21 protein-coding genes are annotated in these 19,889 nt (G+C 65.1%); 3 read left to right on the top strand and 18 right to left on the bottom strand.

Going from position 1 to position 19,889, the window contains the following annotated elements; genetic code table 11:
* Positions 1 to 17 precede the first annotated feature (17 nt).
* Together HU751_RS25520 and HU751_RS25515 are read right to left on the bottom strand one after the other, a co-directional pair.
* Complete coding sequence (locus HU751_RS25520) at positions 18 to 1,712, bottom strand: ShlB/FhaC/HecB family hemolysin secretion/activation protein (RefSeq protein WP_186732939.1); 1,695 nt, start codon at positions 1,710 to 1,712, stop codon at positions 18 to 20.
* Between the two features lie 147 nt (positions 1,713 to 1,859).
* The gene (locus HU751_RS25515; protein WP_186732940.1) at positions 1,860 to 2,759 is read right to left on the bottom strand and encodes a DMT family transporter; all 900 of its coding nucleotides are present in this window, start codon (positions 2,757 to 2,759) and stop codon (positions 1,860 to 1,862) included.
* A 133-nt stretch (positions 2,760 to 2,892) separates the two neighbouring features.
* On the opposite strand from HU751_RS25515, the gene HU751_RS25510 reads away from it, so the two are divergent.
* The 3 genes from HU751_RS25510 (at position 2,893) to HU751_RS25500 (ending at position 6,110) form a co-directional block, all read left to right on the top strand.
* The gene (locus tag HU751_RS25510) at positions 2,893 to 3,330 is read left to right on the top strand and encodes an Lrp/AsnC family transcriptional regulator (protein WP_028692812.1); all 438 of its coding nucleotides are present in this window, start codon (positions 2,893 to 2,895) and stop codon (positions 3,328 to 3,330) included.
* 497 nt (positions 3,331 to 3,827) lie between these two features.
* Positions 3,828 to 5,363 carry an NCS1 family nucleobase:cation symporter-1 gene (locus HU751_RS25505; protein WP_186732941.1) on the top strand — a complete coding sequence of 512 codons (1,536 nt, stop codon included), beginning with the start codon at positions 3,828 to 3,830 and terminating at the stop codon, positions 5,361 to 5,363.
* Between the two features lie 18 nt (positions 5,364 to 5,381).
* A complete protein-coding gene (locus HU751_RS25500) occupies positions 5,382 to 6,110 on the top strand; it encodes an aspartate/glutamate racemase family protein (RefSeq protein ID WP_028692810.1) in 729 nt (242 codons plus the stop codon).
* 83 nt (positions 6,111 to 6,193) lie between these two features.
* On the opposite strand, the gene HU751_RS25495 is transcribed toward HU751_RS25500, so the two are convergent.
* The 16 genes from HU751_RS25495 to ccmA form a co-directional block, all read right to left on the bottom strand.
* Positions 6,194 to 7,387 carry a D-amino acid dehydrogenase gene (locus HU751_RS25495; RefSeq protein ID WP_186732942.1) on the bottom strand — a complete coding sequence of 398 codons (1,194 nt, stop codon included), beginning with the start codon at positions 7,385 to 7,387 and terminating at the stop codon, positions 6,194 to 6,196.
* 45 nt (positions 7,388 to 7,432) lie between these two features.
* Complete coding sequence (locus HU751_RS25490; protein WP_186732943.1) at positions 7,433 to 8,095, bottom strand: histidine phosphatase family protein; 663 nt, start codon at positions 8,093 to 8,095, stop codon at positions 7,433 to 7,435.
* Between the two features lie 723 nt (positions 8,096 to 8,818).
* Positions 8,819 to 9,157 (bottom strand): FKBP-type peptidyl-prolyl cis-trans isomerase, encoded by a 339-nt coding sequence (locus tag HU751_RS25485; protein WP_186715347.1) that lies wholly within the window; start codon positions 9,155 to 9,157, stop codon positions 8,819 to 8,821.
* A gap of 73 nt (positions 9,158 to 9,230) precedes the next feature.
* Complete coding sequence (locus tag HU751_RS25480; protein ID WP_186732944.1) at positions 9,231 to 9,644, bottom strand: GFA family protein; 414 nt, start codon at positions 9,642 to 9,644, stop codon at positions 9,231 to 9,233.
* An 849-nt stretch (positions 9,645 to 10,493) separates the two neighbouring features.
* The gene (locus tag HU751_RS25475) at positions 10,494 to 11,282 is read right to left on the bottom strand and encodes a PhzF family phenazine biosynthesis protein (RefSeq protein WP_186735505.1); all 789 of its coding nucleotides are present in this window, start codon (positions 11,280 to 11,282) and stop codon (positions 10,494 to 10,496) included.
* A 50-nt stretch (positions 11,283 to 11,332) separates the two neighbouring features.
* Entirely contained in the window at positions 11,333 to 12,271 is a 939-nt protein-coding gene (locus tag HU751_RS25470) for a 2-hydroxyacid dehydrogenase (protein WP_186735503.1), read from the bottom strand.
* A 147-nt stretch (positions 12,272 to 12,418) separates the two neighbouring features.
* Positions 12,419 to 12,841: a hypothetical protein gene (locus HU751_RS25465; protein ID WP_186735501.1), complete on the bottom strand. Its 423-nt coding sequence runs from the start codon at positions 12,839 to 12,841 to the stop codon at positions 12,419 to 12,421.
* A gap of 12 nt (positions 12,842 to 12,853) precedes the next feature.
* The gene (ccmI, locus tag HU751_RS25460) at positions 12,854 to 14,041 is read right to left on the bottom strand and encodes a c-type cytochrome biogenesis protein CcmI (protein WP_186735499.1); all 1,188 of its coding nucleotides are present in this window, start codon (positions 14,039 to 14,041) and stop codon (positions 12,854 to 12,856) included.
* On the bottom strand, positions 14,034 to 14,510 hold the full coding sequence (locus tag HU751_RS25455) for a cytochrome c-type biogenesis protein (RefSeq protein WP_186735497.1): 477 nt from the start codon (positions 14,508 to 14,510) through the stop codon (positions 14,034 to 14,036). Before HU751_RS25455 ends, ccmI begins: the two co-directional genes overlap by 8 nt.
* On the bottom strand, positions 14,507 to 15,043 hold the full coding sequence (locus HU751_RS25450) for a DsbE family thiol:disulfide interchange protein (protein WP_186735495.1): 537 nt from the start codon (positions 15,041 to 15,043) through the stop codon (positions 14,507 to 14,509). Before HU751_RS25450 ends, HU751_RS25455 begins: the two co-directional genes overlap by 4 nt.
* Positions 15,040 to 17,013 carry a heme lyase CcmF/NrfE family subunit gene (locus tag HU751_RS25445; RefSeq protein WP_186735507.1) on the bottom strand — a complete coding sequence of 658 codons (1,974 nt, stop codon included), beginning with the start codon at positions 17,011 to 17,013 and terminating at the stop codon, positions 15,040 to 15,042. The genes HU751_RS25450 and HU751_RS25445 overlap by 4 nt, the downstream gene beginning before the upstream one ends.
* Positions 17,014 to 17,024: 11 nt before the next feature.
* Complete coding sequence (gene ccmE, locus HU751_RS25440; RefSeq protein WP_186735493.1) at positions 17,025 to 17,480, bottom strand: cytochrome c maturation protein CcmE; 456 nt, start codon at positions 17,478 to 17,480, stop codon at positions 17,025 to 17,027.
* Positions 17,477 to 17,653: a heme exporter protein CcmD gene (gene ccmD, locus HU751_RS25435; RefSeq protein ID WP_011534872.1), complete on the bottom strand. Its 177-nt coding sequence runs from the start codon at positions 17,651 to 17,653 to the stop codon at positions 17,477 to 17,479. The genes ccmE and ccmD overlap by 4 nt, the downstream gene beginning before the upstream one ends.
* Positions 17,650 to 18,417 (bottom strand): heme ABC transporter permease, encoded by a 768-nt coding sequence (locus tag HU751_RS25430; protein ID WP_186735491.1) that lies wholly within the window; start codon positions 18,415 to 18,417, stop codon positions 17,650 to 17,652. Before HU751_RS25430 ends, ccmD begins: the two co-directional genes overlap by 4 nt.
* A 46-nt stretch (positions 18,418 to 18,463) precedes the next feature.
* On the bottom strand, positions 18,464 to 19,132 hold the full coding sequence (gene ccmB / locus HU751_RS25425; RefSeq protein WP_028691018.1) for a heme exporter protein CcmB: 669 nt from the start codon (positions 19,130 to 19,132) through the stop codon (positions 18,464 to 18,466).
* On the bottom strand, positions 19,129 to 19,761 hold the full coding sequence (gene ccmA / locus HU751_RS25420; RefSeq protein ID WP_186715329.1) for a cytochrome c biogenesis heme-transporting ATPase CcmA: 633 nt from the start codon (positions 19,759 to 19,761) through the stop codon (positions 19,129 to 19,131). Before ccmA ends, ccmB begins: the two co-directional genes overlap by 4 nt.
* Positions 19,762 to 19,889 lie beyond the last annotated feature (128 nt).

Genomic DNA, 19,889 nt, shown 5'->3' with positions numbered 1-19,889 from the left:
AATGGGTGGGTCGAGGCTCAGAAGAACGCGTCGACGCGGAAATAGATCGGGTGCTCGCGGCGGGTGATGACGTCGGGGCGTTCCAGCGAGCGGGCGAAGGTCGCGCTGGCGGCGAAGTACTGGCCGCGCACGTTGAACTCGAAGGCGTTGCCGCTCAGGCGACCATGGTCCTGGCCATTGCCGTGCTGGCCCTTGATCACCCCGGCGTCATAGGCGAAGGCCATGCCGTATTCGCGCAGCCACGGCTGCAGTGCGGCCCAGGTCACCGGGCGGCGCCAGCGCAACTGGTTGCGCCAGTAACCGCCGCTGTCGCCGGTGAGGGTCTGTTCCTTGAAGCCGCGCACCGAGGTCAGCCCGCCGACGCTGATACGCTGGCCACTGTAGAGGGCGTCCTCGCTGCGCTGGCCGGTGGCCAGGCTGTCGAAGCTGAACTGCTCGCCCCACAGCTGGAACGGCTGCAGGTAACTCAGGGTGAGGGTGTACTTGTTGTAGCGCGCCACCGGTTCGTTGCCGCGCGGATCGCCCGCGCCCTGGGCGTCGAGCGCGCCAATGCCCTGCTGCCAGCCGGCATCGAGGTTGACGAAGGCGTTGCCGATGCGCCGGCCGTGGTTGACGCCCAGTTGGCGCTCGGTGATACGGGTGCTGGAGACGTCGATCAGGGTGTCGTCCAGGTAGTTGCGCGCACGCAGGTGGCTGACGCCGACATTGACCGCGGTCTTGCTCAGGCTGTCGCGGTGAATCACCCGTTCGGCCTGGAACTGGTGCACGCTGTTGTCGCCGTCGAGCTTGAAGGGAAAACCGCTGGAGGTGTCACGGGTGCGGTAGTAGTTGTGGTTGTAGCTGTAGTTGAAGGTCCACCAGCCCCACGGCAGGCTGTAGTTCAGGCCGTGGCTGTCGGAATGGCGCCAGTGGTCGCTGACCACGTCGCGCCCGCCGCGCAGGCTCAGCTGATCGGCCAGGCCCAGCGGGCTGTCCCACTCCAGGCCGAGGTTCATCTGCTGCTCGCCACTGCTGGCGTCACCGTTGTTGTGTCGGCTGGCCGAGACGCGCCAGGGCTTGTCACGCTGGCCCTTGAGCTGGACGCGACTGCCGCCGACCTCCTGCCCCGGCACCAGCTCCACCTCGACCTGACGCGAGGGCAGGCGGCCGAGCTGGTCGACCATCTGCTCCATGTCGCGCAGGTTGAGCACCTCGCCGGTGTTGCCGGGGAAAGCTATGGCCATTTCCCGGGGGCTGGCCAGGGCGGAACCGTCCAGCCCTTCCAGGCGGCCTTCGACAATGATGATCTGCAGCACGCCGGAGCCCAGGTCCTGCTGGGGCAGGTAGGCGCGAGTGGTCAGGTAGCCGCGGTTCAGGTAATGGTCGGTGATGCGCTTGAGCAGGTCGTTGAGCTGGCCGACTTGCAGGCACTTGCCCTGGTACCCGTCGAGCAGGGCCTGGCGCTGCCGATCATCCAGCAGGCTGGCGCCTTGCAGCTCGACACGCTGGATCTGGAAGCAACGCCCTTCCTGGCTCGGCTGGGCCGGTGCCTGCGGTGCCTGCCTGCCCGGCAGTTGCTGCAGCTCTTCGAGGCGCTTGCGCTGCTCTTGCAACAGGTTCTCCTGGCGGTCGCGGATCAGGTCGCGATCGCCAGGTGTCTGGAACGGTGCGGCACCGGCCAGCAAAGGCAAAAGTGCCAAGCCTGCGGCCAGGAAGCGGGTAGGAAGGGGCATGGGGGCGTAGTCCATCACTAAAAGCCGAGCGCATCACTGCGAAATAGCTGCGCAGGGTACTAGAGGACAGCAGTGCCATCAATACGCCACCCGTCTCCAGATATTGCCGAATGAATACTTTACACCGGTAAGCTGCCCTTCTTTGCGTTACTGCTGCCGCGCAGGCTTGCCGGCTGGGCGCAACCACCATCCCTGCTGCATACCCGCCGCCGCCAGCAGGATCAGGCCCACGCCCAGCCACTGCACCAGCGCCAGGCGATGGTCGAAGGCGACCCAGTCGACCAGGATCGCCGCGATCGGGTAGATGAACGACAGCGCCCCGGTCAACGCCGTGGGCAGGCGCTGGATGGCGCTGTACAGCAGCACGTACATCAACCCGGTATGCACGATACCCAGCGTCACCAGGCTGCCGAGCGCCGGCAGTTCACCGGGCAGTCCGCCGAGCGTGACCCAGGGCGCCAGCAGCAACACGCCGGTGCTCACCTGGATCAGCGCGATCAGGTGCGGCGGCGTGCCGGTCAGCCGCTTGATGATCAGCGCGGCCACGGCATACAGGAACGCCGCGCCCAGCGCCAGGACGATGCCCAGCAGGTACTCGTCGCCACTGGCCTGGCCCGCGCCATGGGCGCTGACGATGGCCAACATGCCGAGGAACGCCACGCTCAACCAGGTCAGCTTGGCCGGGGTGATCTTTTCACCGAGGAACAGCGCGGCCAGGCCCACCAGCATGAACGGCTGGACGTTGTACACCGCGGTGCCGATGGCGATCGAAGCCCGCGAATAGGAGGCGAACAGCAACACCCAGTTGCCGACGATCGCCACCCCGCTGGCCACCGCCAGCAGAAAGGTGGCGCGGGTCAGCACGCCCGGTTTGAGAAAACCCATGGCCGCGCAGATCAGCAGCAAGGTGCCGGCGCCGAACACGCAGCGCCAGAACACCACCTCCAGCACCGGCTGCCCGGACACCAGCACGAACCAGCCAATGGTCCCGGAAATCAGCATGGCGGCGATCATTTCCAGCGAGCCACGGCGCAGCAAATTGTCCATCTCACACCTCCTGTCGACGATGGGCACAGTATGCGGAGGGTCGAGGGCGACCTTCCAGCGGATAACCAAGGCATATCTGTGCTATCGCCTTTACTATCAAGGCATATCTTGAAAATCACCTAACGAGGCTGCCATGACCGATGCCATCGATCAGTTGCTGATCAACGCCCTGATGGAAGACTCGCGCCGCTCGCTCAAGGCCCTGGCGCAGATCAGCGGATTGTCGGCGCCCAGCGTCAGCGAGCGCCTGCGCCGCCTGGAGGAGCGCGGCGTGCTGCGCGGCTATACGGTGGAGGTGGACCCGCGCTGTTTCGGCTACCAGTTGCAGGCGATCGTGCGCATTCGCCCGCTGCCGGGGCAGTTGCAGGAGGTGGAACGGCAGATCGTGGCCATTCCCGAGTTCACCGAATGCGACAAGGTCACTGGCGAAGACTGTTTCATTGCCCGCCTGCATGTGCGCTCGATGGAGCAGCTGGACACGCTGCTCGACCGCCTTAACGTGCTGGCCGAAACCAATACGGCGATCATCAAGAAAACGCCGGTGAAGCGGCGGTTGCCGCCGATGGCGTGAGGGAGGTTTTGCAGCTGCAGGCCCTATCGCGGGGCAAGCCCGCTCCCACGCAGTCGGCCCGGCCAAAACTTGTACACACAAATGTCACCATAAGTGCCATTTTTGTGTGCACTTTTCACGGGTAACGCCCCATTAAGTTACACACTCCAATCAACTAAATCTGACCAACCGATCAACTAAAAGGTCGAGCAAAAAATATTACCTGTTCATTTGGTCAGCTTATATTTCCTTTATTTCATCCACTTATCTTTCAAGTAGATAGATTCAAAATAGTAGCAACCTGAAAGCGAGTTGATCGCTGGCATGGAACTGGCTTTTGTGTGTTTGCGTTTTGTATACAAGTTTTACGAAACATAAATACACAAGAACCCGCAGCGTCGCCCCACCGGCGACCGTTGCGCCCAGAACCCAGTGATGCCAACGCCTGCACCGACGAGATGGCGAGCCCGTGCGCCAGCGCCCGCTCATCGCAGTCACACGCATCAGGAGCCACCGGAATGAGTAGCAGCCTCCCCCTTGCCCCTGAACTTTCCGTTGCCAGCACCCATCCCTCGACCACCACCCTCGAAGGCCAACCCGCCGATCTCGAACTGAGCCCACGCCTGCACAACCGCGACCTCGCCCCGACCAAACTGGCAGGCCGCCGCTGGGGCGGCTACAGCATCTTCGCGCTGTGGACCAACGACGTGCACAACATCGCCAACTACTCCTTCGCCATGGGGCTGTTCGCCCTCGGCCTGGGCGGCTGGCAGATCCTGCTGTCGCTGGCGATCGGCGCGGCGCTGGTGTACTTCTTCATGAACCTGTCCGGCTACATGGGGCAGAAGACCGGCGTGCCGTTCCCAGTGATCAGCCGCATCGCCTTCGGGATCCATGGCGCGCAGATCCCGGCGCTGATCCGCGCGGTGATCGCCATCGCCTGGTTCGGCATCCAGACCTACCTGGCCTCGGTGGTGCTGCGGGTGCTGTTGACCGCCGTGTGGCCGCAGGTGGCCGCCTATGACCACGACAGCATTCTCGGCCTGTCGAGCCTGGGCTGGGTGTGCTTCGTGGCGATCTGGCTGGTGCAGCTGGTGATCCTCGCCTACGGCATGGAGATGGTGCGCCGCTACGAGGCCTTCGCCGGCCCGGTGATCCTGCTGACCGTGGCAAGCCTGGCGGTGTTCATGTACTTCAAGGCCGATGCGCGCATCGCCTGGTCGGTCGCCGAGCCCCTGAACGGCTACGAGATGTGGCGCAATATCTTCGCCGGCGGCGCGCTGTGGCTGGCGATCTACGGCACCCTGGTGCTCAACTTCTGCGACTTCGCCCGCTCCTCGCCGTGCCGTAAAACCATCCGCGTCGGCAACTTCTGGGGCCTGCCGGTGAACATCCTGGTGTTCGCGGCGATCACCGTGGTGCTGTGCGGCGCACAGTTCCAGATCAACGGCCAGGTCATCGACAGCCCGACGCAGATCGTCGCCAGCATCCCCAACACCGCGTTCCTGGTGCTGGGCTGCCTGGCCTTCCTGATCGTCACCGTGGCGGTGAACATCATGGCCAACTTCGTCGCCCCGGCCTTCGTGCTCAGCAACCTGGCGCCGCGCCACCTGAACTTCCGCCGCGCCGGGCTGATCAGCGCCACCTTGGCGGTGCTGATCCTGCCGTGGAACCTGTACAACAGCCCGCTGGTGATCGTGTACTTCCTCTCGGGCCTGGGCGCCCTGCTCGGCCCGCTGTACGGGGTGATCATGGCCGACTACTGGCTGCTGCGTAAGGGCCGCATCAACGTGCCCGAGCTGTACAGCGAGAATCCCGCCGGCGCCTACCACTACACCCGCGGCATCAACCTGCGCGCCGTGGCCGCGTTCATTCCCGCCGCGCTACTGGCCATCGTCCTGGCCCTGGTGCCCAACTTCCACGGTATCGCGCCGTTCTCCTGGCTGATCGGTGCCGGTATCGCCGCCGCCGTCTACCTGCTGATTGCGCCACGCCACCGCCAATACCTCGATGTCAGCGGCGAATGCATCGCCGTCGACCACAGCAGCCACTGAATTTCAGGGAGATCTGTCATGCGTATCCTGATCGCCAACGTCAACACCACCGAAGCCATCACCGAAGCCATTGCCGAGCAAGCGCGTAGCGTGGCCGCGCCCGGTACCGAGATCGTCGGCCTGACCCCGTGGTTCGGCGCCGAGTCGGTGGAGGGCAATTTCGAGAGCTACCTGGCCGCCATCGCGGTGATGGACCGGGTGCTGGCCTACGACCAGCCCTTCGATGCCGTGATCCAGGCCGGCTATGGCGAGCATGGCCGCGAAGGCCTGCAGGAGCTGCTGGACGTGCCGGTGGTGGACATCACCGATGCCGCCGCCAGCACCGCGATGTACCTGGGCCACGCCTACTCGGTGGTGACCACCCTGGACCGCACCGTGCCGCTGATCGAGGACCGCCTCAAGCTCTCCGGGCTATACGAGCGCTGCGCCTCGGTGCGCGCCAGCGGCCTGGCGGTGCTGGAGCTGGAAAGCGACCCACGGCGTGCGGTGGAAGCCATCGTCGAGCAGGCCGAACGGGCTGTGCGCGAGGACAAGGCCGAGGTGATCTGCCTGGGTTGCGGCGGCATGGCCGGGCTTGACGAGCAGATCCGCCAGCGCACCGGGGTGCCGGTGGTGGACGGCGTGAGCGCGGCGGTGACCATTGCCGAATCGCTGGTGAGGCTGGGGTTGAGTACCTCCAAGGTACGCACCTACGCCACGCCGCGGGCGAAGAAGGTGGTAGGCTGGCCGATGCGTTTCGGTCGCTGATCTACCCATCACGGGGCAAGCCCACGCCTTCGTGGGAGCGGCGGTGCGCCGATGCGACTTGCCCCGCGATCAGGTTGATACAGTCAGCGCAACAACTTCGCCAGTCGCTCTCCACTGCCACAGGCCAGGGTGAACCCCAAAGCCCCATGCCCCAGGTTCAGCCACAGGTTGCGATACCGCGTGGCGCCAATGATCGGCACCCCGGTCGGCGTCGCCGGCCGCATCCCAGCCCACTCCACCGCCTGCCCGTAATCAGCGGCCTCCGGCAGGGTCTCGCGCGCCAGCCGGCGCATGCTCGCGAGCCTGCCGGCGTCCACCGCCTCGTCATAACCGACGATGTCCACCATCGCCGCCACCCGCAGTTGGTCTTCCAGCCGGGCATAGACGATCTTGCGTTCGTAGTCGGTGATACTCACCTCAGGCGCCCGATGCGCGGCGCCAATCGGCGCGGTCAGGCTGTAACCTTTCAAGGGATAGACCGGCAAATTCAAGCCCGGCAATGCCAGGCCGGCGCTACGATGCCCGGCGCTGAGCACCAGGCGCTGTACTTCCAGCCGCTCATTGCCCATCTCAAGGGCCAGCACCTGATCATCGTGCGCTATCAGCCGTGTCACCGGCCGCCCCAACAGCAACCTGCATTGCCCGGATGCCTCCAGGCGCTCGGCCAGGCGCAGGCAGAAACGGTGGCAATCGGCGACTTCCTCGCCCGGAGTGAACACGCCGCCAACGAAAGGTGCATCTGCCAGCGCCGGGTCGAGTCCACGCAGTTCGGCGGCATCCAGTGTTCGCTGGCTGTCGGGATCGAGCAGGTGTCGGCACCCATGGTCAAATGCACGCTGGGTACGGAATGCGACCAGCTTGCCATTGCGCCGCCAGGCGAAATCATCGAGGCCTTCCTGCTCGCGCCAGCGCTGTAACGCCGCCTGGCTTTCGAGCGCCAGGCTCAGCAACTGAGCAGCATTACGCCGATTGACGGACGTGCGGCAGGCCATGACGAAAGCCGCCAGCCAACGCCACTGCGCCGGGTCCAGACGCACGCGCAGGCGCAACGGCGAATCCCCCTGCAGCAGCCAGCCAAGTGCCTGCCACGGCACACCGGCATCGGCCAGCGGCGCCACATAGCGATACGAAAGCTGCCCACCGTTGGCGAAGCTGGTAGCGCTGGCCAGGCTGTCACGGGCCTCGACCAGGTCGACCTGCCAACCGTCGCGCACCAGCGCATAAGCCGTCGCCAGGCCGACCACCCCGCCGCCGATCACTGTCACCCGCTGGTTCATGCGTCCATTCCCGTCCCGGCCTGATGGCCAGACAGTAACAGCAGGTCAGGTCGGGCAGCCAGACTCGCCGTGATCGAGCCCCTGGCGCACGTTGCGGCTGAGCAGGGTCGCCTTGCCATCGCGCCAGGTCAGCGTGAGCACGTACAAGGTGTCGAAATCGTCGCGATGCCAGTCTTCGGTGAGCACCCGCTCCTCGCCCAGGGCCTTGCCGGCTACGGTGTTGATCAGTTCCGGAAGATAGCCGCGTGACCAGGCGGTGTAGACCGTCGCATTGCGGTACTTGCTACTGAGCAATTCGTCAGCCAGATCGTCGGTGTCGTTGGCGCCATAGTCGATGTTCACCGGCAAGCCGAGGCGGATGGCGCTGGGGCTGATGGTCATCAGCGGGCGGATATAGCTGTAGCGCTCATCCTGGCTACCTTCCTCGACACCCCGCGAAGGGTTGGCGGCGAATACGTAGTCAGCCTTGCCGAAGCGCTCGGGCAGCAAGGTGGCGAGGTCCAGGGCACGGTTGAGTCCCTGGCAGTTCAGCTGTCCCAACCCCTCCCCGGGTTTCTCGGCGTGACGCAGGAAGACCAGGGTCTGGGTGCCATCCACGGGTTGCGCGCGACTCTCGACCACAGCCAAGGCCAACGGCACGGCCGCAGCGGCGAGCGTCAGGCTCAGCAACAGGTGACGACGACGGCGAAGGAAGGTGGGCAGCTTCATCTGGGACGGACTCTTGTGGCAAGGGGTACTGGGTTGCCCCGCCACATGGTCCGGCAGCCTTGGCTGCTGGTCGTCCCTGTCGTGAATGCCATCCGTGGCAGCGAGTGAGGGTCAGAGTGCCCTCGACCCGTTTGGTTCCTCCCTGGGCGCACATGCCGTTCCATCGAAAAAGGCCACGTTATCGCATGTGTGTTGCTGAATTATTGCTCGTTGCTCAATCGTCGCGGGTCAGCACAGTTCCGGTCTATCGCAGGACCGGTGAGCCCCGAATGCTTAAGTCAAAGTGTTGGGAGCAACGTCACGTCGCATCCTTGTAGCGGTCGCTGAATACAATCAGGCATACACCCAGCACGATAGCGAAAGACTTCCACAGCACCACATCAACACCATTGAGCGTTTCACGGTGCAAGAACAGCATACCGAGCCCCCCATAGTGAGAAGACTCACGCCAAGCCAGGTACGCAGCCGGGGTGACCTCAACCAGCGATCAATCGCAAAGCCTATGAACAGCGACAGGGCGATCTGAACAGGATCCTCGTACATCAATGGCTCTCAGGCAGTTAGGCTCTGGACAAAGAGCCAGGAGAACCTGGGACGATACCTGTGGAAATACCACTCCATATGCCAGCCAACGCCTGACAAGCAGGTAGGAAATTTCCCAGATCAAGCAGCCAATACTCCAGCACAAGGTTTTCATCACCCGGTTCCCAACCATCGTGCGCCTCAATCGTCCCGGGTCAGCACCTCCAGCAGCTCGATCTCGAAGGTGAGGTCCGAATTCGGTGGAATCGAACCGACCGAGCGCTCGCCGTAGCCCAGGTGCGCCGGCACCAACAGTTTGCGTTTGCCGCCCACGCGCATGCCCATCAGGCCCTGGTCCCAGCCCTTGATCACCCGGCCGGTGCCGATCACGCACTGGAACGGCTTGCCGCGCGACCAGGACGAATCGAACTCGCTGCCGTCGGCCAGGGTGCCGCGGTACTGGGTGGTGATCAACGCGCCCTTGACCACGGCCTTGCCGTCGCCTTCCTGTAGATCGATGACTTGCAGCTCACTGCTCATGGCAGGTTCCTCGAGACGGTTTTGGTGGGCGCCCTTTTCTCAGGAATGCGTGGGTTTGGCAAGGCGGGTCGGCTCAGGACGGGGCGAACTGTTCGAAGATCTGTTGGCCGGTGAGGTCCTTGGTTTCGTTCTTGAAGCAGTACCAGGCGGGTTTTTCGTCGATGAAGATCTGCTCGGTGAAGGTCCAGTTTGCCTTACCGTCGAGCAGGCCGACCGGCACAACGTAGAGGTTGCTCTCTTTCAGGCGGTAGAACAGGTGCGTGCCGCACTGGCCGCAGAAGCCGCGCTGGGCCCAGGGGGAGGAATCATAGACGTTCGGGGTTGGGCCTTCGAACAGCGGGGGTTCGGCGCAATGGACGGCCAGCAGTGGGCCGCCGGTCCATTTGCGGCACATGCTGCAGTGGCAGGCGCTGACGTGGTTGTTATCGACCTTGACGGTCAGTTTGGTGGCTTGGCATAGGCAGGTGCCTTGGTTTTCCTGGGGCATGGGGGGCTCCTTGCTGTTGTTTTTGGGAGTTGGAGTATAGGTGGTGGGTTCGGGGTGATTGTTTTGATTTTTTATGCGCATTCATTGGCGATGGTGACGCATAGTCACCTTTCCGCCCTTACGGCGGGTCCCTTTTTGAAGGATCAAAAAGGAACCAAAAAATCCTCGCTCCATTCATCCGGCCCCTACGCTTCGCTCCGGGGTTCCCTCGCTCCGTTCTTGCTCCCGGGAGGACCGCGCTGAACGCCCCATCCTGGGGCGCAGCGCTTGACGGCCATCCATGGCCGTCACCTCCCTCCGCAAGAACTCCGCTCGGCCTCCTGAAGTCGCAATTGGTGGCGCCTGAACTATCGCGCGCTTAGAAGCAAGAGCAAGAGCAAGAGCAAGAGCAAGAGCAAGAGCAAGAGCAAGAGCAGAAAATGCGAAGTTGGCTATTTGACAGTTAGTTATATATTGGTTGCCCCGCGAAACGATCGAGAGATTATTTAATCTCCAACTAGCGACAGCTGCGCCAGTCCAGGCGCCGCCCGTAACTTCGCGACTTCAGGAGGCCGAACGCAGGACTTGCGGAGGGAGGTGACGGGCATGGATGCCCGTCAAGCGCTGGGGCCCAGGATGGGCCCTGCAGCGCGGTCCTCCCGGGAGCAAGACCGGAGTGAGGGAACCCGGAGCGAAGCGGAGGGCCGGATGAATGGAGCGAGGATTTTTTGGTGACTTTTTGATCCTTCAAAAAGTTACCCGCCGTAAGGGCGGAAAGGTGACTATGCGTCGACATCGCAAATGAATGCGCCTACAACTACCAAAACCATCACCCCCATAAACCACAACTAGCAACTAGCAACTAGCAACTCAAACAAAAACCACCCCCCGCAAATAAAGCGCCCCCCGCCCACTGATAATCACCCGCCCATTCCCAGGCAAATCACATTGCAACTGCCCCTTGCGCGCCCCACCCTGCTCACAGCGCAAGCTGCTCTTACCCAACCGCTGCGCCCAATACGGCGCCAAGGACGTATGCGCCGACCCGGTCACCGGGTCTTCATTGACCCCAACCCTGGGCCCAAACCACCGCGTGACGAAATCAAACCCACGCCCCGCCGCCGTCACCGCAATCCCCCGCACTTCAAACGCCGACAACGCCACGAAATCCGGCTTGAGCCCCTCGATCAGCGACACATCGTCAATCACCAGCACGTAGTCGTCGGTCCGGTACAACGCCCGAGCCTCACTTAACCCAAGCGCCTCCAGCAACCCCGCCGGAATCTCGACGGCCACCGGCTGCTTAGCCGGAAAATCCATCGCCAGCAGGCCATCGGCACCACGCCGAACCCGCAACTCCCCGCTACGGGTATTGAAACGCAGCACCTCGGCCTGCTCACCCAGTTGCTCGAACAACACCCAGGCCGCCGCCAACGTCGCATGCCCACACAGGTCAACCTCCACCGCCGGCGTGAACCAACGCAGGTCGAACGCTTCACCGTTACGCACGAAGTACGCCGTCTCGGACAGGTTGTTCTCTTCGGCAATGCGCTGCAGCACTTCATCGGGCAGCCACTGCTGCAGCGGAATCACCGCTGCGGGATTGCCGCCGAACGGCACGGATGAAAAAGCGTCGACCTGGAAGATCTCAAGTTGCATGCAAAAGCTCCTCAGGCCCGGCAGCGCGCCGGGCGGACTTCAGAAAGGATTCAACCGCGAACCGGCGTCAACACCGGCTCGCCGGCAAAGAACGCCTGCAGGTTGCGCAGCACCAGGGTCACGGTATCGCGCGCCGCTTCCGGAGACTGCCCCGCCACATGCGGGGTCAGCACCGTGTTGCCCAGCGCCTTGAGCGCATCAGGCACCGCAGGCTCGTCATCGAACACATCCAGCGCGGCCCCGGCGATCACGCCCCGCTCCAGCGCGCCGACCAACGCCGTGGTGTCCACCACGCTGGCCCGGGCGATGTTGACCAGGTACCCCTCGGCGCCCAGGGCCTCCAGTACCGGACCATCGACAAGATGCCGGGTACCACTGCCACCGGGCGTCGCGACCACCAGGATGTCCACCGCATCCGCCAGGTGCAGCGGGGTGTCGTACCAGGTGTAGGGCTGGTCTTTGCGAGGCGTGCGGCTGTGGTAGCTGACATTCATGTCGAAACCTTGGCTCGCACGGCGGGCGATGGCCTGGCCGACCGCGCCCAGACCGATGATGCCCAGGCGCTTACCGCTGACCGAGGGGCTGATCACCCGGTTCCACTCACCGCGTCGGGTACTGGCATCGGCACGGGGGATATCGCGCAACAGCGCCAGCAGCATCGCCATGGCGTGGTCGGCGACGGGCCCGGCGTTGGCACCCGCGCCATTGGTGACGGTAATGCCGCGCGCCGCGGCGGCCTCGAGATCGACCTGCTCGTAGCCGGCGCCGATCACGCAGATGATCTGAAGTTGGGTCAGCATGGCAATTTCGTCGGCCGTGAGGCCCAGCGGGCCACGGGTGAGCACGGCGTCGATCTCGCCGGCGTGACGGGCGATGGCGTCGGCGCGCATCTGCGGCGACGGTGCGCGGATCAGGCGATAGCCGGCCCGTTCCAATAGCGGCAGGTAGTCATCGACGGTTTCCACCAGCACCAGGACTGTCTTGCTCATGCCACCCTCCGGTTGAATGCGAAGGGGGATTATGCCAGCTGTTGGCGCCGCCGGACCTATCGCGGGGCAAGCCCGCTCCCACGCAATTGACGACGAGCGTTACTGGCGTGGGAGCGGGCTTGCCCCGCGATAGGGCCTCTACGGCAATTACTGGCCGAACGCCCTGCCCAACCCGCCCGGCACGCCACTGCTGTCGGTGTCCTGCCATGGCCCGTTGGGGCTCAGCGACCAGCTCCAGCCATTGTTCCAGCGGTAATAGGTGCGCTGGCGGTAGAAGGTGTTGGGCTCCTTCTCCAGCACATAGACCCCCAGCTTCGGGTCCCAGTGGCTGGCGCCCCCCGGTGGCGGCGCGAAGCTGGCGGAGGTACGCGGCATGGGCTTGGGAATCGCCGCCGGCTTGCTCGGCTGGGTGCCGGGCTGGCCACCCGGCAAGGGCTTGACCACCGGTCCCTTGTGCGGCGGCGTGGTCTCGATCGGCGGCAGCGGCTCACGCTCCCCGGGCTGATGCACCGTACACGCGGAAAGACCCAGGGCCAGGGAAATCAGGGTCAGGCGGACAGTGCTGTTCATGGGGAAGCTCTCTTATGAGTCGGGGCTGTCGATGGTCACATGCTGGGTGCCCCGGGTGCCGGTAGCCAGCGGGGCGCTCTGGCCCTTCCATTCACCTTGGGTGGGCTGCCCGGCGCGCGAGACCCGGGCAACCAGTTGGACTTCGGCGAAGTCCGACAGTTTCATCTGCGGCATCATCGCATCGGCATCGGACAGCTCCACCTCGATCGGCAGCTGCGCCACCGTCACCCGCTTGGCCGCCAGCGGCATGGGCGGGCCATTGCTGGCGCGGGCGAAGATGAACACTGTGTCGTCCGGGCGCACTTTGTCCTTGAGCCCCGCGGCCAGTTCCACCCGCACCTTCAGGCGCGCTGTTTCGGCCACCTTGCCGCCACCGGCCTTGAGCTTGTCGGCGGCGCGGTCGATGCCGCCCTGCAGCGCGTCGCGGGACGCGTCACCCTGCGGCAACTGCGCCAGCAGACGCTGCCAGTAGTCGATGGCCTCCTGGTAGCGCTCGCCCTCGAAGGCGGCGATGCCGCGCAGGCCAAGGCTGGTGACCTCTTGCGGGTCGGCCTTGAGCGCCTCATCGGTGAGTGCCTGCAATTGCGCCGACCACTGCTTGTCGGCGGCGAAGTACAGCGACTGCGCCCACTGGCCGAGCAGCTCGGGCTGACGCCCGGCCAGGGCCACGGCACGCTCGAAGGCCTTGGCCGCGTCGGCTGGGCGCTGCTCGGCCATATAGGCACGACCGAGGAAGTACAGGCCTTCTGCAGAGTCGGGCTGGGCCTGCACCGCACGCTCCAGGCGCGTGGTCATTTCCGTCATCGACTGTGGCGCGCGGGCGAACTCCTGGGTCAGTTCGACCTTGTCCGCGGCGCCGAAGTGCAGGTACAGCCCAAGAGCCATGGCCGGCACCAGCACCGCCGCCAGCAGCGGCACGGCCTTGCCCAGGTGGCCCTGACGCGTCACCTCGCCGCGCTCGGTGTCGGCCAGCAGCTCACGGGCGGCCTCGTCGCGGCCATTGGCCAGTTGCTGTTCGTCGAGAACGCCTGCCGCCTGCTGGGCGGCCAGTTCGGCAACGCGCTCTTCATAGAGCGCGACATTGAGGGCGGTACGATCCTGCTCGGCCTGCTGACGGCGACGACCGCGCAGGATCGGCAGCAGCAGGAAAGCCAGGGCGGCGAGCAACAGCAGGCCCGCGCTAAGCCAGAATTCAGTCATGGGTACGTTCTTTATCCAGCAGTTTGGCCAGACGCTCGCGTTCGTCGGCGGACAGTTCGGTGTTGCCGGCCACGGCCTGGCCACGGCGACGGCGCACGATCAGCGCCAGCACCACGAAACCTCCGGCCAGGAGAATCCCCGGGCCGAACCAGAGCAGCCAGGTGCGCCCGCTGAGCGCCGGCTTGTAGCGCACGAAGTCGCCATAGCGATCGACCATGAAATCGACGATCTGCTGGTTGTTCTTGCCCTCGCCCAGCATGCGGAAGATCTCGCGGCGCAGGTCGGCGGCGATGGGCGCGTTGGAGTCGGCGATATCCTGGTTCTGGCACTTGGGGCAGCGCAGCTCCTTGGTCAGTTGCTGATAGCGCTCGCGCTCGGCGTCGTCACGGAACTGGTAGGTGTCGATGGCCGCCTTGGCCACGCCGGCCAGGCTCAGGCCGAGCACGGCGGCCGCCAGCCAGCGCCTCATGGCCGGGCCTCGTCGACCAGGCCCTGGTACAGCGGCGCCAGCTGTTCGCGCCACACCGTGGCATCGACCACGCCCACGTGCTTGTAACGGATGATGCCGTTGGCGTCGATCAGGAAGGTTTCCGGCGCGCCGTACACGCCCAGGTCCAGGCCCAGCGAGCCTTGCTGGTCGGCGATGTTCAGCTGGTACGGGTTGTGGAAATCGGCCAGCCACTTCAGCGCGGCGGCGTTGTCGTCCTTGTAGTTGACCCCGTGGATCACCACGCCCTGCTCGGCCAGCTGGTTCAGGTACGGGTGCTCGACCTTGCACGACGGGCACCAGGTGCCCCACACGTTGACCAATGCCGGGCGGCCAATCAGGTCGGCCTGGGTGAGGCTGCGATCGCCCTGCACGCTCGCCAGCGCGAACGCCGGGAACGGCTTGCCGATCATCGCCGAAGGCAGTTCGTCGGGTTTCAAGAACAACCCCTTGTAGAGAAAGACCGCCACCAGCAGGAACACCGCCAGGGGCACCACCATGATCCAACGCTTCATGCAGTCGCTCCAGACACGCCCAGGGCCTCACGCACCCGGGTCTTGACCTTGACGCGGTAGCGTCGGTCGAGGGCCGCCAGCAAGCCGCCCAGGCCGGTCAGCAGACCGCCCAGCCAGATCCAGCGGACATAGGGTTTGATATGCACCCGTACCGCCCAGGCGCCGTTTTCCAACGGCTCGCCCAGGGCGACATACAGGTCGCGGGTGAAGCCGGCGTCGATGCCGGCCTCGGTCATCATCGACTGCTGCACGGTGTACAGGCGCTTTTCCGGGTGCAGCACGGACACTTCGCGGCCATCGCGCGAAACGCGCACGGTGCCCTTGTCGGAAATGAAGTTCGGGCCTTCGAAGTGCTTGGCGCCCTCGAACAGGAAGTGATAGCCACCCAGCTCGACGGTTTCGCCCGGCGCCATGCGCAGGTCGCGCTCGGCGCTGTTGTTGCTCGACAGCACCACGCCCAGGGCGCACACCACCAGGCCCAGGTGCGCCAGGTGCATGCCCCAATAGCTGCGACTCAGGCCCGCCAACCCCTTGGCCAGGCCTTTGTGACGGGTCTTGTCGAGGATGTCGCGTACGCCGCTCAGGACCACCCAGGCGGCCAGGGCGAACACGCTCAGGGCCGGCCAGTCGAAGTCATCGACGATCAGCCCGGCGACCGGCGCCAACACCGCGCTGCCGACCAGCACCGGGGTCAGCATGCCCGCCAGCCACTTGCCCGGGGTGTCCTTCCAGCGCACCACCACGCCCACGCCGAGCACCACCATCAGCAGCGCCATCAGCGGCAGGAACAGGGCGTCGAAGTAAGGCGGGCCGACCGACAGCTTGGCCCCGGTCAGGGCGTCGAGCACCAGCGGGTACAGGGTGCCCAGCAAGATCATCGACGCGGCCACCACCAGCACCAGGTTATTGGCCAACAGCAGGGTTTCACGGGACCACAGGGCAAAGCCCACCTGACTCTTGACCACCGGCGCACGCAGAGCGAACAGGGTCAGCGAGCCGCCGACCACGAACAGCAGGAAGATCAGGATGAACACGCCACGGGACGGGTCGGCGGCGAACGCATGTACCGAGGTCAGCACGCCGGAACGCACCAGGAAGGTCCCCAGCAGGCTCAGGGAGAATGCGGCAATGGCCAGCAGCACGGTCCAGCTCTTGAACACCCCGCGTTTTTCGGTGACCGCCAACGAGTGGATCAGCGCCGTACCCACCAGCCAGGGCATGAACGAGGCGTTCTCGACCGGATCCCAGAACCACCAGCCACCCCAACCCAGCTCGTAATAGGCCCACCATGAGCCGAGGGTGATGCCCACGCCGAGGAAGGCCCAGGCGACAATGGTCCAGGGCCGCGACCAACGGGCCCAGGCGGCATCGAGGCGCCCGCCGAGCAAGGCGGCGATGGCGAAGGCGAAGGCTACCGAGAAACCCACGTAGCCCATGTACAGCATCGGCGGGTGGACGATCAGGCCGAAGTCCTGCAGCAGCGGGTTGAGGTCGCGACCATCGCCCGGCACCTGCGGCAGCAGGCGCGAGAACGGGTTGGAGGTGATGATCAGGAAGCTCAGGAAGCCCACGCTGATCATGCCCATCACCGCCAGCACCCGCGCCAGCATCACCTGCGGCAACTGCCGCGAGAAGATCGACACGGCGAAGGTCCAGCCGCCGAGGATCAGTGCCCACAGCAGCAGCGAGCCCTCGTGGGCGCCCCATACGGCGCTGAACTTGTAGTACCAGGGCAAGGCGCTGTTGGAGTTGCTGGCGACATAGGCGACCGAGAAGTTGTCGGTCATGAAGGCATGAGTGAGGCAGGCGAAGGCAAACGCCAGGAAGGCGAACTGCCCCCAGGCCGCCGGCCGCGCCAGGCCCATCCACAGGCTGTCACCGCGCCAGGCGCCGAGCAGCGGCACACTGGCCTGCACGGCGGCGAAGCAGATCGCCAGGATCATCGCCAGCTGGCCGAGTTCGGGGATCACCAGGGCCGCATTCATGGCTTGGCTCCCGCGTCGCTGGCGGCCTGGCCGCTTTCCTTCAGGGCCTTGGTGACTTCCGGCGGCATGTACTTCTCGTCGTGCTTGGCCAGCACCTCGTCGGCCACCACCACGCCATCGGCGTTGAGCTTGCCGAGGGCGACGATGCCCTGCCCTTCGCGGAACAGGTCGGGGAGGATGCCGCGGTAGGTGATCGTCACCGACTTGGTGTAGTCGGTGACCACGAAGCGCACGTCGAGCGAATCGGCCGAGCGCTGCACCGAGCCTTTCTCGACCATGCCGCCAGCGCGGATGCGGGTGTCCAGCGGCGCTTCGCCATTGGCGATCTGCGTCGGGGTGTAGAACAGGTTGATGTTCTGCTGCAGCGCGCTCAGGGCGAAGCCCACGGCGACGCCGACACCGGCCAGCAGGCCGAGGATGATGAACAGGCGTTTCTTGCGCTGCGGATTCACGGTTTGCTCTCCCGGCGCAGACGACGCGCCTCTTCTTGCAGGTAGCGACGGCGGGCCAGCAGGGGCGCGGCGACATTCAGCGCCAGCACCGCCAGGCAGATGCCGTAGGCCGACCAGACGTACAGGCCATGGTGGCCCATGGCGAGAAAATCACTGAAGGACGCAAAGCTCATCGTGCCACCTCCCGTCCGAGCTGGCCCAGCACCTCATCCTTGACCCAACTGGCGCGGGCCTCGCGCTTGAGCACTTCGAGGCGCATGCGCAGCAGCAGCACGGCGCCGAAGAAACAATAGAAGCCCAGCGCGGTGAGCAGCAGCGGTAGCCACATCTCAACGGGCATTGCCGGTTTTTCGGTGAGGGTGAAGGTGGCGCCCTGGTGCAGGGTGTTCCACCACTCCACCGAGTACTTGATGATCGGGATGTTGACCACGCCGACGATCGCCAGCACCGCGCAGGCCTTGGCCGCGCTGTCGCGATTGCTGATGGCCTGGCCCAGGGCGATGATGCCGAAGTACAGGAACAGCAGGATCAGCATGGATGTCAGGCGCGCGTCCCAGACCCACCAGCTACCCCAGGTGGGCTTGCCCCAGATCGCCCCGGTAACCAAGGCTACCGCGGTCATCCAGGCGCCGATGGGCGCCGCGCACTGCAGCGCGACGTCGGCCAGTTTCATCTTCCACACCAGCCCCACCACACCCGCCACCGCGAGCATCACGTAGCACGACTGGGCGAGCATGGCCGTCGGCACGTGGATATAGATGATGCGGAAACTGTTGCCCTGCTGGTAGTCCTGGGGGGCGAAGGCCAGGCCCCAGGTGATGCCGACCAGCAGCAGCACGATTGAGGAAACGGTCAGCCACGGCAGCATGCGGCCGCTGATGGCATAGAACCATTTGGGGGAACCCAGCTTGTGGAACCACGTCCAACTCATTTTCATCAGGGTACATCCAGGGTATTGGCCGGGCTGCGGTGCCCGGGACTCGTTATTCGCCGACGCTGATCTTCAGGCCGGCCGCGATCGCAAAGGGTGCCAGTGTCACCGCCAGCGCCGTCAGGCTGGCGAGCCAGAGCAGATGGCCGGTGGCTGGCATATTCTGCAACGCCGCCTGCAACGCACCACTGCCCAGGATCAATACAGGGATATACAACGGCAGAATCAGCAACGCCAGCAGCAGGCCACCGCGCTTGAGACCAACCGTCAGCGCCGCGCCCACCGCGCCCAGCAGGCTCAGCACCGGCGTGCCCAGCAGCAGGGAGGCGAGCAGCACCGGCAGGCAGGCGCTCGGCAGGCCCAGCATCAATGCCAGAAGTGGCGCCAACAATACCAGCGCCAGCCCGGAAAAGATCCAGTGCGCCAGCACCTTGGCCAGTACCAGCAAGGCCAGCGGGTGCGGTGAAAGCACCCATTGTTCAAGCGAACCGTCCTCGAAATCGCTGCGGAACAACCCGTCCAGCGACAGCAGCACCGCCAGCAGGGCCGCAACCCAGACCAGTCCCGGCGACAAGGTTTGCAACAATTGTGTCTCAGGACCGACCGCCAGCGGGAACAGGGCGACGACGATGGCGAAGAACACCAGCGGATTGGCCAGCTCCGCCGGACGGCGGAACAACAGGCGCGCCTCGCGGCGCAACAGCAGAAGGAATACGCTCATGCCGCCCACTGCCCCAGGTTCAGCTCACGGTAGCCGGAGGGCTTGCGCTCGAGCGTATGGTGGGTGGTCAGCACCACGGTGCCGCCCTGCTCGCAGTGGGCCGCGAGGTGGGCCTCCAGTTGGGCCACGCCCTGCTTGTCGAGGGCAGTGAACGGTTCGTCGAGGATCCACAGCGGCGGGCTGTCCAGGTACAGCCGGGCCAGGGCGACCCGGCGCTGCTGGCCGGCGGACAGGGTGTGACAGGGCACATCCTCGAAACCGCGCAGGCCGACGGCCTCCAGCGCCCGCCAGATTGCCTCGCGGCCGGCCGGCCGGTGCAGGGCGCAGAGCCAGGCAAGGTTCTCTTCGGCGGTAAGCAGGTCCTTGATCCCGGCGGCATGGCCGATCCACAGCAGGATGCTGGCCAGGGCATGGCGTTGTTCGGCCAATGGCTGGCCGCCGAGCAGGATCTGCCCGGCGGTGGGTTGCATGAGCCCGGCCAGCAGGCGCAGCAGGCTGGTCTTGCCGCTGCCGTTGGGGCCGGCGATCTGCAGCATGTCGCCAGGGTGCAGTTCGAAGTGCAGGTGCTCGAACAGCAGTCGCCAGTCGCGCTCGCAGGCCAGGCCTGCGGCTTGGAGGTGAAGGGTCACGGTTTCGCCTTATCTTTGTAGGGCTTCGGGGCGGTGTCGCCTGCTTCGCGGGTAACGCCGCTCCAAAGCCCCTATGTCTCAAGTCGCCCGCCGCGCTGCCGTTATACTGGCAACAATGGGCGGTCGGC

This window comes from Pseudomonas peradeniyensis (assembly GCF_014268935.2).
Lineage (GTDB): Bacteria > Pseudomonadota > Gammaproteobacteria > Pseudomonadales > Pseudomonadaceae > Aquipseudomonas > Aquipseudomonas peradeniyensis.
Note: the sequence above shows the minus strand (reverse complement) of the source record. Positions and strands in the feature narration are given on the sequence as shown.

Excerpts from the sequence above, each read along its gene's own strand:
- HU751_RS25475 (WP_186735505.1), bottom strand. The coding sequence starts at position 11,282 with ATGCAACTTGAGATCTTCCAGGTCGACGCTTTTTCATCCGTGCCGTTC.
- HU751_RS25465 (WP_186735501.1), bottom strand. The coding sequence starts at position 12,841 with ATGAACAGCACTGTCCGCCTGACCCTGATTTCCCTGGCCCTGGGTCTT.
- HU751_RS25490 (WP_186732943.1), bottom strand. The coding sequence starts at position 8,095 with ATGAAGCTGCCCACCTTCCTTCGCCGTCGTCGTCACCTGTTGCTGAGC.
- HU751_RS25495 (WP_186732942.1), bottom strand. The coding sequence starts at position 7,387 with ATGAACCAGCGGGTGACAGTGATCGGCGGCGGGGTGGTCGGCCTGGCG.
- HU751_RS25430 (WP_186735491.1), bottom strand. The coding sequence starts at position 18,417 with ATGAAAATGAGTTGGACGTGGTTCCACAAGCTGGGTTCCCCCAAATGG.
- HU751_RS25450 (WP_186735495.1), bottom strand. The coding sequence starts at position 15,043 with ATGAAGCGTTGGATCATGGTGGTGCCCCTGGCGGTGTTCCTGCTGGTG.
- HU751_RS25505 (WP_186732941.1), top strand. The coding sequence starts at position 3,828 with ATGAGTAGCAGCCTCCCCCTTGCCCCTGAACTTTCCGTTGCCAGCACC.
- ccmI (WP_186735499.1), bottom strand. The coding sequence starts at position 14,041 with ATGACTGAATTCTGGCTTAGCGCGGGCCTGCTGTTGCTCGCCGCCCTG.
- HU751_RS25470 (WP_186735503.1), bottom strand. The coding sequence starts at position 12,271 with ATGAGCAAGACAGTCCTGGTGCTGGTGGAAACCGTCGATGACTACCTG.
- HU751_RS25500 (WP_028692810.1), top strand. The coding sequence starts at position 5,382 with ATGCGTATCCTGATCGCCAACGTCAACACCACCGAAGCCATCACCGAA.
- ccmD (WP_011534872.1), bottom strand. The coding sequence starts at position 17,653 with ATGAGCTTTGCGTCCTTCAGTGATTTTCTCGCCATGGGCCACCATGGC.
- HU751_RS25485 (WP_186715347.1), bottom strand. The coding sequence starts at position 9,157 with ATGAGCAGTGAGCTGCAAGTCATCGATCTACAGGAAGGCGACGGCAAG.
- HU751_RS25480 (WP_186732944.1), bottom strand. The coding sequence starts at position 9,644 with ATGCCCCAGGAAAACCAAGGCACCTGCCTATGCCAAGCCACCAAACTG.
- ccmB (WP_028691018.1), bottom strand. The coding sequence starts at position 19,132 with ATGAGCGTATTCCTTCTGCTGTTGCGCCGCGAGGCGCGCCTGTTGTTC.
- HU751_RS25510 (WP_028692812.1), top strand. The coding sequence starts at position 2,893 with ATGACCGATGCCATCGATCAGTTGCTGATCAACGCCCTGATGGAAGAC.
- HU751_RS25455 (WP_186735497.1), bottom strand. The coding sequence starts at position 14,510 with ATGAGGCGCTGGCTGGCGGCCGCCGTGCTCGGCCTGAGCCTGGCCGGC.
- HU751_RS25520 (WP_186732939.1), bottom strand. The coding sequence starts at position 1,712 with ATGCCCCTTCCTACCCGCTTCCTGGCCGCAGGCTTGGCACTTTTGCCT.
- HU751_RS25515 (WP_186732940.1), bottom strand. The coding sequence starts at position 2,759 with ATGGACAATTTGCTGCGCCGTGGCTCGCTGGAAATGATCGCCGCCATG.